Origin of the sequence: Aeromonas sp. QDB25 (assembly GCF_027707725.1) — a bacterium.
Lineage (GTDB): Bacteria > Pseudomonadota > Gammaproteobacteria > Enterobacterales > Aeromonadaceae > Aeromonas > Aeromonas caviae.
This window is the reverse complement of sequence record NZ_JAPCIZ010000048.1, coordinates 1-13,030: the sequence shown is the minus strand read 5'-3', so window position 1 is coordinate 13,030 and position 13,030 is coordinate 1. Positions and strand designations below refer to the sequence as shown.

Below are 13,030 nucleotides of genomic sequence, written 5' to 3'. Positions count from 1 at the left end.
TGATGGCATTCACTCTCGCACAGCTGGCCCAGCAACTGGGGGCCGAGGTCCATGGGGATGGGACCCGGGAAATTCGCAAGGTCGCGACACTGGAAAAAGCCGGGGAGGGGGAGATAGCCTTCCTGTCCAACAAGAAGTACCGGCATTTTCTGGAGCAGAGCAAGGCCACTGCCGTGCTCATCACCGAGGCAGACCTGCCGTTTTGCCCCACCAACGCCCTGGTGCTCAAAGACCCCTATGTGGGCTTTGCCCGGGTTGCCCAACTGCTGGACACCACCCCGCAGCCGGCCATGGATATCCATCCGAGCGCCGTCATCGCGGCGGACGTGCAACTGGGCGAGAGAGTGGCCATCGGTGCCAATGCGGTGATCGAATCCGGCGTCGTGCTGGGTGACGATGTGCGCATCGGCCCGGGCTGTTTCGTTGGCAAGGATACCCGACTGGGAGCGCGCTCCCGGTTGTGGGCCAACGTCACCCTCTATCACAACGTGACCCTGGGCACGGACTGTCTGGTACAGGCCGGCACCGTGATCGGGGCAGACGGTTTCGGTTATGCCAACGAGCGCGGCGAGTGGATCAAGATCCCCCAGCTCGGCGGCGTGACCATCGGCAACCGGGTCGAGATCGGTGCCTGCACCACCATCGACCGCGGTGCGCTGGAAGATACCCGCATCGCTGACAACGTCATCATCGACAACCAGTGCCAGATCGCCCACAACGTCGAGATCGGCTACGGCACTGCCGTGGCGGGCTCCACCGTGATGGCCGGTAGTCTCAAGGTCGGCAAATACTGTATCATTGGTGGTGCCTCCGTCTTTAACGGGCACATGGAGATCTGCGACCAGGCCACCGTCACCGGCATGGCCATGGTGATGCGTCCCATCACCGAGCCCGGTATCTACTCTTCCGGCATCCCCCTGCAAACCAATAAAGAGTGGCGCAAGACCGCCGCCCGGGTGATGCGTATCGAAGAGATGCACAAGCGGTTGAGCAAGCTTGAGAAAAAGCTGGATCAAGAATAATCACGATTGGTATAGGGTACTGTTTTGACTACTGAAAAGAAGAGCCTGGGCATCCAGGAAATCATGGATCTGCTGCCCCACCGTTATCCGTTCCTGATGGTGGACAAGGTGGAAAACTACGAGATCAGCGATGAGCGCAAGACCCTGCGCGCCATCAAGAACGTCTCGTTCAACGAGCCGATCTTCCAGGGCCACTTCCCGGCCAAGCCGGTCTTCCCCGGCGTGCTGATCCTGGAAGCCATGGCCCAGGCCACCGGTATCCTGGCCTTCACCATGGTGGGCAAGCCGTCCCCCAACGAGCTCTATTACTTTGCCTCCATCGACAATGCCCGCTTCAAGCGCCCGGTGGGCCCCGGCGATCAGCTGGTGCTGGATGTGGAGTTCCTGAAGGAGCGTCGCGGCATCGCCAAGTTCACCGGTGTCGCCACCGTCGACGGTGAAGTGGTCTGTACTGCCGAACTGATGTGCGCCAAGCGCGAGGTATAACCGTGATCGATCAGACTGCCATCATCCACGACACCGCCATCGTCCATGAGTCTGCCGTCATCGGCAAAGGGGTTGAAATCGGCCCCTTCACCGTCATCGGTGCCGAGGTGGAAATCGGTGACAACACCTGGGTGAGCTCCCACGTGGTGATCAAGGGCCCGACCAAGATCGGTCGCGGCAACAAGATCTTCCAGCACACCTCCATCGGTGAGGATTGCCAGGACAAGAAGTACGCCGGCGAGCGCACCTTCCTCGAGATCGGCGACAACAACGTGTTTCGCGAGAACTGCACCGTGCACCGCGGCACCACCCAGGACCAGAGCCTGACCAAGGTGGGTAGCGGCAACCTGTTCATGGTCAACGTTCACGTTGCCCACGACTGCATCATCGGTGACAACTGCATCTTCGCCAACAACGCCACCCTGGCGGGCCATGTGCACATCGGTGACTTCGTGATCTTCGGCGGTCTGTCTGCCATTCACCAGTTCGGCCGCGTCGGCTCCCACGCCTTCGTCGGCGGCTGCGCTGCCCTGAACAAGGACGTGCCGCCCTACGTGATGGCTGCCGGCAACTACGCCAAGCCGTTCGGGGTCAACTCCGAAGGCCTGCGTCGTCGTGGCTTCAGCGCCGAGGCGATCTCTGCCGTCAAGCGCGCCTACAAGGAGATCTTCCGCTCCGGCAAGACCATTGAAGAGGTGATGCCCGTGCTGAGCGAGATGGCCCAGAGCGAACCTGCCATCCAGCTCTATGTGGATTTCCTCAAGGACAACGAGCGCGGGATCATCCGTGCCTGATCCCATTCGCATCGGCATCGTCGCCGGAGAGACCTCCGGCGACATCCTGGCCGCAGGGCTGGTGCGCGAACTGCAAGCCCGCTACCCGGATGCGCAGTTCGAAGGGATCGCCGGGCCGCGGATGCAGGCTCTCGGCGTGAAGGCGCTGTTCGAGATGGAGGAGCTCTCCGTCATGGGCATCACCGAGGTGCTGGGCCGTCTGCCCCGCATCCTCCAGGTGCGCCGCGAACTGCTGCGCCACTTCATCGCCAATCCCCCCGACATTTTCGTCGGTGTGGATGCACCGGATTTCAATATCGGGGTGGAGCTGAAACTGCGCCGCGCCGGTATCAAGACGGTCCACTATGTCAGTCCCTCCGTCTGGGCCTGGCGTCAGGGCCGCATTCACAAGATCAAGGCGGCCACCGACATGGTGCTCGCCTTCCTGCCGTTCGAGAAAGCCTTCTACGACCGTTTCGATGCCCCCTGTCGCTTCGTCGGCCACACCATGGCGGACGACATTCCGCTGGTCCCGGATCAAGGGGCGGTGCGCGAGGCCCTCGGCATCGATCCCGCCCGTCGCTGGCTGGCGGTACTGCCGGGGAGTCGCACGGCGGAAGTGGGCTTCATGGCGCCGGTCTTCCTCGAGGCGTGCAAGCACCTGACGGTGCACAACCCGGATCTCGGTTTCATCGTGCCTCTGGTCAACCAGAAACGGCGCGAGCAGTTCCTCGCCATCAAGGCCGAGGTGGCCCCGGAGCTCGACATGGTGCTGCTGGACGGCCAGGGCCGCGAGGCCATGATTGCCGCCGATGTGGTGATGCTCGCCTCCGGCACCGCGGCCCTCGAGGCCATGCTGGTGAAAAAGCCCATGGTGGTCGGTTACAAGCTCAAACCCTTCAGCTACTTGCTGGCCCAGTGGCTGGTGAAGACGGATTATGTCTCCCTGCCGAACCTGCTGGCGGACAAGATGCTGGTGCCCGAGCTCATCCAGCACGAGTGCACCCCGGCCAACCTGGTGGAAGAGGTGAGCAAGCTGCTGGACCATGACAACAGCGAGCTCATCACCACCTTCACCCGGTTGCACGAGAAGATCCGCTGCAATGCGGATGTGCAGGCAGCGGAAGCGGTTGCCGCGCTGCTGGAGCGTTAGTGGGCTCTGCCTGTGTGTCAGGCGTGATGTTGTGCTGATACTGGCCCTGCGGGGCCGGTTTTGATTCAAGGCTATGAGATGACGATCGATATTCCCGAAGACAAGCTGATTGCCGGGGTGGACGAGGTGGGTCGCGGCCCCCTGGTGGGTGACGTGGTCACCGCCGCGGTGATCCTGGATCCTGCCAATCCCATCCTTGGCCTCGCCGATTCCAAGAAACTCTCCGAGAAGAAGCGGCTCGCCCTGTTTGGCGAGATCAAAGAGAAGGCGCTGGCCTATGCCATCGGCCGCGCCAGCCCGGCGGAAATCGACGAGCTCAACATCCTGCACGCCACCATGCTGGCGATGCAGCGCGCCGTGGCGGGGCTCAAGGTGACGCCCGAGCTGGTCTTCATCGACGGCAACCGCTGCCCCAGATTGCCGATGGAGGTCCGCGCCGTGGTCAAGGGGGACAGCCTGGTGGCCGCCATCAGCGCCGCCTCCATCCTCGCCAAGGTGACCCGGGACGCCGAGATGACCGAGCTGGACAGCCGCCATCCCGAGTACGGTTTCGCCCGCCACAAGGGCTACCCGACGGCGGAGCACCTCGCCATTCTGGCCGAACGGGGCCCGCTGCCCGAATACCGTCAGAGCTTCAAGCCGGTGCGCCGCGCCCTGGGGATCGAATAACCGATGCCGATCTGTCTGAACGATTTCTGCTTGCGCAATGAGAGGGCGTGACCATGGCTGATCCCCGTTTCATCCACCTGAGGGTGCATTCCGACTTCTCCATGGTCGACGGCCTGCAGAAGATCGGTCCCATCGTCTCCGCAGCCGCCGCCAACAACATGCCGGCCCTGGCCCTGACGGACCAGATGAACATGTGCGGCCTGGTGCGCTTCTACGGCTCTGCCCACGGCAAGGGGATCAAGCCCCTGGTCGGGGCGGATTTCTGGGTGCAGAGCGACGAGCTTGGGGACGAGCAGTTTCGCCTCACCCTGCTCGCCATGGACAACGACGGCTACCAGAACATCACCCTGCTCATCTCCCGCGGCTATCAGCGCGGCCATGTGCAGGGGCGCCCCGTCATCGACAAGGCCTGGCTTGGCGAACATGCCAAGGGGGTGATCGTCCTCTCCGGCGGGCGCGAGGGGGATGTGGGCAAGTTCCTGCTCAAGGGCAACCGCCAGATGGTGGAGCATTGCCTCGCCTTCTACCAGACCCACTTCCCGGATGCCTACTACCTGGAGCTGCTGCGTACCGGCCGCCCGGACGAGGAGGTCTACCTCCACATGGCGGTGGCCATTGCCACCGAGTTCGAACTGCCGGTGGTTGCCACCAACGAGGTGGTGTTCCTCACCGCCGATGACTTCGATGCCCACGAGATCCGGGTCGCCATCCACGACGGCTATACCCTGATGGACAAGCGCCGACCGCGCCGCTACAGCCCCCAGCAGTACCTGCGCAGTCAGGAGGAGATGGCGGAGCTGTTTGCCGACATCCCGGAAGCCCTGGAAAACACGGTGGAGATCGCCAAGCGTTGCAACGTGACGGTGCGCCTTGGCGAGTATTTCCTGCCCAATTTCCCCACCGGCGACATGACCACCGAGGACTTCCTGGTCATGAAGTCGAAGGAAGGGCTGGAGGAGCGGCTCGAATTCCTGTTCCCGGATCCGGCGGTGCGGGCCGAGCGTCGTCCCGAGTATGACGAGCGTCTCGACATCGAGCTCAAAGTGATCAACCAGATGGGCTTCCCGGGTTACTTCCTCATCGTGATGGAGTTTATCCAGTGGTCCAAGGACAACGGCATCCCCGTTGGTCCGGGCCGGGGCTCGGGGGCGGGGTCGCTGGTGGCCTATGCCCTCAAGATCACCGATCTCGATCCGCTGGAATTTGACCTGCTGTTCGAACGTTTCCTGAACCCCGAGCGGGTCTCCATGCCCGACTTCGACGTCGACTTCTGCATGGACAGGCGCGACGAGGTGATCGATCACGTCTCCGAGATGTATGGCCGGGAGGCGGTATCCCAGATCATCACCTTCGGCAGCATGGCAGCCAAGGCGGTGGTGCGGGACGTTGGCCGGGTGCTGGGCCACGCCTACGGCTTTGTCGATCGCATCTCCAAGCTGATCCCGCCCGACCCCGGCATGACCCTCGCCAAGGCGTTCGAAGCCGAGCCCAAGTTGCCGGAGCTCTACGAGCAGGACGAGGAGGTCAAGGACCTCATCGACATGGCCCGCCGCCTGGAAGGGGTGGTGCGCAACGCCGGCAAGCACGCCGGTGGCGTGGTGATCGCGCCTACCAAGATCACCGACTTTGCGCCGCTCTATTGCGACGACGAGGGGCATCACCCGGTCACCCAGTTCGACAAGAACGACGTGGAGTATGCCGGGCTGGTGAAGTTCGACTTCCTGGGGCTGCGCACCCTCACCATCATCGATTGGGCCCTTGGCATGATAAACCCCCGTCTTGCCAAAGAGGGCAAGCCGCCGGTGGACATCGCCGCCATCCCCATCGACGACAAGAAGTCGTTCGCCCTCTTGCAGCGTTTCGAGACCACGGCGGTGTTCCAGCTCGAATCCCGCGGCATGAAGGACCTTATCAAGCGGCTGCAGCCCGACTGCTTCGAAGACATGATCGCGCTGGTGGCCCTGTTCCGCCCGGGCCCGCTCCAGTCGGGCATGGTGGACAACTTCATCGAGCGCAAGCACGGCAAGGAGGCCATCTCCTACCCGGACGAGAAGTGGCAGCACGAAAGCCTCAAACCCATACTCGAGCCCACCTACGGCATCATCCTCTACCAGGAGCAGGTGATGCAGATCGCCCAGACCCTGGCGGGGTATACCCTGGGTGGCGCGGACATGCTGCGCCGGGCCATGGGCAAGAAAAAACCCGAAGAGATGGCCAAGCAGCGGGCGGGCTTCGAGGAGGGGGCGGTCAAGAACGGCGTCGACGGCGAACTGGCGATGAAGATCTTCGATCTGGTGGAGAAGTTTGCGGGCTACGGCTTCAACAAGTCCCACTCCGCTGCCTATGCGCTGGTCTCCTACCAGACCCTCTGGCTCAAGACCCACTTCCCGGCGGAGTTCATGGCGGCGGTCATGACCGCCGACATGGACAACACCGACAAGATAGTGACCCTGGTGGACGAGTGTCAGCGCATGGGGCTGACCGTGATACCGCCGGACGTCAACACCGGTCGCTATCGCTTCAGCGTCAACGAGGACGGCCACATCGTCTACGGTATCGGCGCGGTGAAGGGAGTAGGGGAAGGGCCCATCGAGGCGATCCTGGAGGCGCGGGATCGGGACGGTCCGTTCCGCGACCTGTTCGACTTCTGCAACCGGGTGGACATCAAGAAGCTCAACAAGCGGGTGATGGAGAAGCTCATCCTCTCCGGCGCCATGGACAGGCTCGGCCCCCACCGCGCCGCCCTGATGGCGACCCTGGAGGAGGCGATGCGCGCCGCCGAGCAGCACGCCAAGGCCCAGGCGGTGGGGCAGGTCGACATGTTCGGCGTGCTCACGGAGGAGATCGACGACGTCAAGAAGGCGTTCGCCAACGTGCCGCACTGGCCCGACAAGGTGTGGCTGGAAGGGGAGCGCGAGACCCTGGGGCTCTACCTCACCGGTCACCCCATCAACCAGTACAGCAGCGAGCTGCGGCGCTACACCTCGGGCCGACTGTGCGATCTGCATCCCACCTCCCGCGATACCGTGACCACGGCGGCGGGGTTGGTGATCGCGGCGCGCAGCATGGTGACCAAGCGCGGCAACAAGATGGGGATCTTCACTCTGGACGACAGATCCGGCCGTCTGGATGTGACCCTTTTCAGTGAAGCGCTGGAAAAATACGAAGAATTGATGCAAAAAGACCGTATTTTAGTGGTTTCTGGACAGGTCAGCTTTGATGACTTCTCCGGTGGCCTTAAAATGTCGGCCCGCGAATTGCTGGATATCAACGATGCGAGGGAGCGTTTTGCCAGGGCAATCCGCATCTCCCTCGATGAACAACGCATTGACGAGCGCTTTTTCCCGCGTTTGTGCGAGATTTTGGAGCCCGCCCGTGCCGGAGTCTGTCCGGTTCAGGTAAACTATCGTCGCCCCGGTTCCCGGGTGCGATTGACGCTCGGTACCGAGTGGCGGGTGACGCCCACCGATCAACTGATAGATGACTTGCGAGTCCTGCTTGGACGAGAGCGGGTTGAATTGGTTTTTGATTAGAGGATCTATTGTCCCTATGAGTCTTTTTCTGGATTTTGAACAGCCGATCGCCGAGTTGCAGGCACAGATCGATGAACTGCGCCATGTGAGCGAGCACAACAGTGCCGTGGATCTCAGCGAAGACATTCGCCGGCTGGAGAAGAAAAACGAAGAGCTGACCAAGAAGATCTTCGGCGATCTGGGTGCCTGGCAGGTATCCCAGATGGCACGTCATCCCCAGCGCCCCTACACCCTCGACTACATCGAGCAGATCTTCACCGATTTCGACGAACTGGCCGGGGATCGCGCCTATGCCGATGACAAGGCCATTGTCGGCGGCATCGCCCGTCTCGACGGCGAGCCCGTGATGATCATCGGTCACCAGAAGGGGCGCGAGACCAAGGAGAAGATCAAGCGCAACTTCGGCATGCCGCGCCCGGAAGGGTACCGCAAGGCCCTGCGCCTGATGGAGATGGCCGAGCGCTTCAAGATGCCGATCATCACCTTCATCGACACCCCGGGTGCCTACCCCGGTGTGGGTGCCGAGGAGCGTGGCCAGTCCGAAGCCATCGCCCGCAACCTGAAAGTCATGGCCGGCCTGACCGTGCCGGTGGTCTGCACCGTGATCGGTGAAGGCGGTTCCGGCGGCGCTCTCGCCATCGGCGTGGGCGATCGGGTCAACATGCTGCAATACTCCACCTACTCCGTCATCTCCCCGGAAGGGTGCGCCTCCATCCTGTGGAAGAGCGCCGAGAAGGCCTCGGTGGCGGCGGATGCCATGGGCATCACCGCCCAGCGCCTGAAGGAGCTGAAGCTCATCGACAACATCGTCGAGGAGCCCCTCGGCGGTGCCCACCGCGACGTGGAGAAGATGGCCAAGCACCTGAAAGCGCGCATCAAGCAGGATCTGGATGCCCTGCGCCCCCTCGACAGCGAGCAACTGCTGGAGCAGCGCTACCAGCGTCTGCTGGGTTACGGCTACTGCTGATCTGCCGCTTCCAATAAAAAGTCCCCGCATGCGGGGACTTTTTTATGGGCGACGTTTGTGGGGGGACGCCGGGGCGGGCCTCAGGGGGCGGTCAGCGCCCGTTGCATGGGGATGGAAGCACGCCCTCCGGCAGGGCTCAGGGCCCGCCACTCCCGCCACAGCAGCCAGCACAGGGGGGGCGTCAGCAGCAGCACGGTGGCGGGCTGGGCCATCAAGACCCCGTCGCGCCCCCACCAGAGGGGCAGCAGGAAGATGAGGGGCAGCAGCAGCACCGTCTTGGCCACGGAGATGACGAGGGCCTGGCGGGTGCGGGCCATGGCCTGCAACAGCACGATGCCGAACATGACGATCCCCTCCAGGGGCAGGGCAGCGAGGTTGAGGGTCAGGCTGCTGATGGCGGCGGCGAGCAGCTCTGCGTCCTGATCCCCGGTGTAGAGCATGGCGACCGGCTGCGGCAGCAGCTGGACAATCAGCCAGACCCCCAGGCCATAGACCAGGGTGATCTTGAGCCCCATCGCCATCAGGAACTGGAGGTCGCGATGGCGCCCGGCCCCCGCTGCCTGGCTCACCAGGGGCTGGATGCCAAACGCCAGTCCCTGCAGGATGACGATGAAGACCGCCTCCGTGTATCCCGCCACGGTAAAGCCCGCCAGATCCTTGACCGTGCCGTGCACCATCAGCTGGCTGTTGTGCAGCAGCAACAGCAGCCCCAGATTGAACTGGGCGATGAGGCTCGGCAGCCCGGTGAAGAGCAGGCCGGGCATGGCCGGGAAGCGGGGCACCAGCTGGCGCCAGGTCAGCCGCAACCGGGCGTGGCGGGTGAAGAAGTACCCCAGGCCGAGCAGGCTGACCATGGCCTCCGAGAGGAGGGTGGCCTGGGCCGTGCCGGTGAGGCCGAGCCCGAGCCGGCCCACCATGATGTAGTTGAGCAGGATGTTGAGGAGGGCGCCGCCGCTCACCAGTACCATGGCGAGGCGAGGGCGGCCGTCGTTGCGAAGCAGGTAGGGCACCGCCAGGTTGCTGGCGAGCAGCAGGGTGCCACCGCCAATCCAGGTGAGGTAGTCGCTGGCCTGCTGCCAGGTGTCGGTGCCGGGGGCCATTCCCAGGGCCTGCAGGATATCGGTGTGCCAGTGGTGCAGCAGCAGCGGCGCTACCGTGCCCAGGATCAGCAGCAGCCAGAGGGCGCTGACCAGAGCCTGGCGGGCCAGAGCGAGGTTCCTGGCGCCCTGCTGGAAGGAGATGGCGGTGGCGGCCCCCATGGCGATCATGGCGGCGAGGCCGATGAGCACCATGATGACCGGATAGACCAGGTTGATGCCGGCAAGGCCGGCGGCCCCCACGTAGTGGCCGACGAAGATGCCGTCTACCAGGTAGTAGGCGCCGGAGACCAGCATGGCCATGACGGAGGGGAGGGCATAGCCCCAGAAACGGCGGGCCATGGCCCGTTGACGCAGGCGGAAGTAGGCGGACATATCTGTACTCGGGAAAAGGGCCGGAATCGAGCAGACAGTCTAGTTTCTTATGGATTAATTGATAATCAGGCTTTCATTTGATGAATTGCTGAATACAGCTCATCAATCAACGGATCCTGTGATACTCCTTCAGCATGTCGATCAGGGCTCGCAGCCCTTGCCCCAGCTGGTGCCGGCCCGGATAGAAGAGGTTGAACCCGGCAAAGCTGGGGCTCCAGTCATCCAGCACGCTTACCAGCCGCCCCGATGCCAGGGCGTCGAACACCTCCCCTTCATGGCAGTAGGCGAGCCCGAGCCCCGCCTCGGCCGCCCCCAGGTAGAGCGCGGGCGTGCTGGTGGTGAGCGGGCCCGTCACTTCGATCTCCAGCAGTTCCCCCTTGGCGGCAAAGGCCCAGCGATAGTGGTGATGGGGAGTGAGCCGATAACCGATGCAGTCGTGCTGGCGCAGATCCGAGGGGTGGCGAGGGGTGCCACGCCGTGCCAGATAGTCGGGGGAGCCCACCACCAGATAGCGCTGCTGCGGGCCCAGGGGAACCGAGATCATCTCCTGGGGCAGCAGGTCGCCATAGAAGAGGGCGGCGTCGTAGCCATCCTCGATGAGGCGGGGCATCAGCTCCAGCTCCTCCACCTCCACCTGCATGCGCGGGTAGCGTACCAGATAGTCGATGAGCACCGGGGCCAGCACCTCCTGGATGGCGGCTCGGGGGGCACAGAGCCTGAGCCTGCCCACGGGTTCGCCCGCGTGGCGCGTCAGCTCCGCCAGCGCCGCCTCCAGTTGCCCCAGGGTTGGCAGCACCTGGGCCAGCAGCCGTTCGCCCGCCTCGGTCGGCACCACGGCCCGGGTGCTGCGATTGAGCAGTCTGACGGCCAGGCGACTCTCCAGCCCTTTGAGGGCATGACTCAGGGCCGAGGCGGAGACCCCGAGCTCGAGGGCAGCCTTGCTGAAACTGCGGTGACGGGCGACGGCGGCAAACACGGCCAGCTCGGCGAGATCGGTGCGGGAGAGGGTCATGGTCGGTACGCAGAAAAGGGGCGGACACAAAGGGTACGCCATGGGGCGACGGGAGACAATCGGGGGGCAACGAGGGGGTTGTGACGAAATTGTTGCGCGCTTCAAGGGTGAGGTGGATCACACCAAAAAGTTTATATGTTAAAAAAAAATCGCAATATGGCGATTCAAGTGTGATCTGAAGCGACGGAAAGGCGATTCCAATCAAACTTTGGTTGATTAATTCAAAAAAACGCTGTGATTAATAGGGCCTTTTAACTAGAGTCATCTCATCGGATGAGGTGAGCGTTATCCCGTTGTTAACGAGCGAGCACGATCCCCTCTGTATTACGACTCCCCGCCCGTGTTTGTTGCAATCAGGTTGCCACAGGGAGTGGCGGCCGGATGGCCGGGGCGGAGGAACAAACAGGACGAATAGCTGGAGTTCCAGGGAAAGGAACCGGGCCCAGGCCCACTGACAAGTTAAGATCCCACTTTCCTTGATGACAGGAACACCCCTATGTCTGACATGAACATTGCAGTTGAAGGCAGCTTGAGCAAAGCCTCCTCCCGTGGCATCAACAAGGCCGACGTGGTCTGGATGCTGGGTCTGTACGGTACCGCCATCGGCGCCGGTGTCCTCTTCCTGCCGATCAATGCCGGTGTCGGTGGCCTGTGGCCGCTGGTCGCCATGCTGATCCTGGCCCTGCCGCTGACCTTCTTCGCCCACCGTGGCCTGACCCGCTTCGTGCTGTCCGGCTCCACCCGTGACGGCGACATCACCGAGGTGGTAGAAGAGCACTTCGGCAAGACCGCAGGCAAGTTCATCACCCTGCTCTACTTCTTCGCCATCTACCCCATCCTGCTGATGTACTCCGTGGCCATCACCAACACCGTCGAGAGCCTGATGGTGCACCAGCTGGGCATTACGGCACCTCCTCGTGCCATCCTCTCCCTGGTGCTGATCCTGGGTCTGATGGCGATCGTTCGCCTGGGCGGCCAGGTCATCGTCAAGGCGATGAGCGTGCTGGTCTTCCCGTTCGTGGTCACCCTGATGGGCCTGGCGCTCTACCTGATCCCGCACTGGAACGGTGCCATCATCACCGAAGCCCCTGCGCTGGGTGAGGCCTTCAATGGCGACTTCATCAAGACCCTGTGGCTGGCCATCCCGGTGATGGTGTTCTCCTTCAACCACTCCCCGATCATCTCCTCCTTCGCGGTGGACAACAAAGGCCGCTACGGCGCCAACGCCGAGAAGAAGTGCAGCAACATCCTGCTGGGCGCCCACGTCATGATGGTGATGACGGTAATGTTCTTCGTGTTCAGCTGCGTGCTGAGCCTCTCCCCGGCTGACCTGGCGGCGGCCAAGGAGCAGAACATCTCCATCCTCTCCTACCTGGCCAACCACTTCGACAACCCGGTGATCGCCACCGTGGCACCGCTCATCGCCATGGTTGCCATCAGCAAGTCCTTCCTGGGTCACTACCTGGGTGCGCAAGAGGGCATGAACGGCCTGATGGCCAAGTCCCTGCGCGAGAAGGGCAAGAACGTCGACGTCAAGCAGCTGAACAAGGTGACCGCGGTCTTCATGATCCTGACCACCTGGGCCGTGGCCACCATCAACCCGAGCATCCTCGGCATGATTGAAGATCTGGGCGGCCCCATCATCGCCATGCTGCTCTTCCTGATGCCGATGTACGCCATCGCCAAGGTACCGGCCATGCGCAAATATGCCGGCAACCTCAGCAACGGCTTCGTCACCCTCATCGGCCTCATCGCCATGTCCGGCATCATCTACAAGCTGATTGCCTGATGACAGCGTTCATCCCTGTGAGAAAGCCGCCCCCCGGGGCGGTTTTTTTGGTTCTTCGCGGGATCCTGGGAAAGTGGAAGTTGACAGACAGGGTGCTGGTAAACTGGCTGTCTCCAAACACACCACCACCATCACCCTGCTGTCGCCGTGCATC

At 62.8% G+C, this 13,030-nt stretch carries 10 protein-coding genes; 8 read left to right on the top strand and 2 right to left on the bottom strand.

Translation table 11 applies throughout. The features are described 5' to 3' along the window. Nucleotides 1-2 precede the first annotated feature (2 nt). The 7 genes from lpxD (at nucleotide 3) to accA (ending at nucleotide 8,603) form a co-directional block, all read left to right on the top strand. On the top strand, nucleotides 3-1,022 hold the full coding sequence (gene lpxD, locus PG883_RS15725; protein WP_039039449.1) for a UDP-3-O-(3-hydroxymyristoyl)glucosamine N-acyltransferase: 1,020 nt from the start codon (nucleotides 3-5) through the stop codon (nucleotides 1,020-1,022). A gap of 24 nt (nucleotides 1,023-1,046) precedes the next feature. Next, nucleotides 1,047-1,508, top strand: a complete 462-nt coding sequence (gene fabZ / locus PG883_RS15720; protein WP_010673414.1) for a 3-hydroxyacyl-ACP dehydratase FabZ — start codon at nucleotides 1,047-1,049, stop codon at nucleotides 1,506-1,508. A gap of 2 nt (nucleotides 1,509-1,510) precedes the next feature. Then, entirely contained in the window at nucleotides 1,511-2,302 is a 792-nt protein-coding gene (gene lpxA / locus PG883_RS15715; protein WP_080988583.1) for an acyl-ACP--UDP-N-acetylglucosamine O-acyltransferase, read from the top strand. Further along, nucleotides 2,295-3,434, top strand: coding sequence for a lipid-A-disaccharide synthase (gene lpxB, locus PG883_RS15710; RefSeq protein WP_010673416.1), 1,140 nt, complete (start codon nucleotides 2,295-2,297; stop codon nucleotides 3,432-3,434). Before lpxA ends, lpxB begins: the two co-directional genes overlap by 8 nt. Before the next feature lie 78 nt (nucleotides 3,435-3,512). Continuing rightward, nucleotides 3,513-4,103, top strand: a complete 591-nt coding sequence (rnhB, locus tag PG883_RS15705; RefSeq protein WP_010673417.1) for a ribonuclease HII — start codon at nucleotides 3,513-3,515, stop codon at nucleotides 4,101-4,103. Between the two features lie 53 nt (nucleotides 4,104-4,156). Continuing rightward, a complete protein-coding gene (gene dnaE, locus PG883_RS15700; RefSeq protein ID WP_010673418.1) occupies nucleotides 4,157-7,636 on the top strand; it encodes a DNA polymerase III subunit alpha in 3,480 nt (1,159 codons plus the stop codon). Nucleotides 7,637-7,652: 16 nt separating this feature from the next. Next, the gene (accA, locus tag PG883_RS15695; protein WP_010673419.1) at nucleotides 7,653-8,603 is read left to right on the top strand and encodes an acetyl-CoA carboxylase carboxyl transferase subunit alpha; all 951 of its coding nucleotides are present in this window, start codon (nucleotides 7,653-7,655) and stop codon (nucleotides 8,601-8,603) included. Nucleotides 8,604-8,683: 80 nt separating this feature from the next. On the opposite strand, the gene PG883_RS15690 is transcribed toward accA, so the two are convergent. Both PG883_RS15690 and PG883_RS15685 read right to left on the bottom strand, forming a co-directional pair. After that, nucleotides 8,684-10,075 (bottom strand): MATE family efflux transporter, encoded by a 1,392-nt coding sequence (locus PG883_RS15690; protein WP_010673420.1) that lies wholly within the window; start codon nucleotides 10,073-10,075, stop codon nucleotides 8,684-8,686. Between the two features lie 106 nt (nucleotides 10,076-10,181). Next, entirely contained in the window at nucleotides 10,182-11,087 is a 906-nt protein-coding gene (locus PG883_RS15685; protein ID WP_010673421.1) for a LysR family transcriptional regulator, read from the bottom strand. A gap of 496 nt (nucleotides 11,088-11,583) precedes the next feature. Between PG883_RS15685 and PG883_RS15680 the strand changes: the two genes are divergently transcribed. After that, nucleotides 11,584-12,876, top strand: coding sequence for an HAAAP family serine/threonine permease (locus PG883_RS15680; RefSeq protein ID WP_029313944.1), 1,293 nt, complete (start codon nucleotides 11,584-11,586; stop codon nucleotides 12,874-12,876). The last annotated feature ends 154 nt before the right edge of the window (nucleotides 12,877-13,030 follow it).

Bases quoted from the DNA above. Each gene is read 5' to 3' on its own strand.
- PG883_RS15690 (WP_010673420.1), bottom strand. From the start codon at position 10,075: ATGTCCGCCTACTTCCGCCTGCGTCAACGGGCCATGGCCCGCCGTTTC.
- PG883_RS15685 (WP_010673421.1), bottom strand. From the start codon at position 11,087: ATGACCCTCTCCCGCACCGATCTCGCCGAGCTGGCCGTGTTTGCCGCC.
- PG883_RS15680 (WP_029313944.1), top strand. From the start codon at position 11,584: ATGTCTGACATGAACATTGCAGTTGAAGGCAGCTTGAGCAAAGCCTCC.
- rnhB (WP_010673417.1), top strand. From the start codon at position 3,513: ATGACGATCGATATTCCCGAAGACAAGCTGATTGCCGGGGTGGACGAG.
- lpxD (WP_039039449.1), top strand. From the start codon at position 3: ATGGCATTCACTCTCGCACAGCTGGCCCAGCAACTGGGGGCCGAGGTC.
- dnaE (WP_010673418.1), top strand. From the start codon at position 4,157: ATGGCTGATCCCCGTTTCATCCACCTGAGGGTGCATTCCGACTTCTCC.
- accA (WP_010673419.1), top strand. From the start codon at position 7,653: ATGAGTCTTTTTCTGGATTTTGAACAGCCGATCGCCGAGTTGCAGGCA.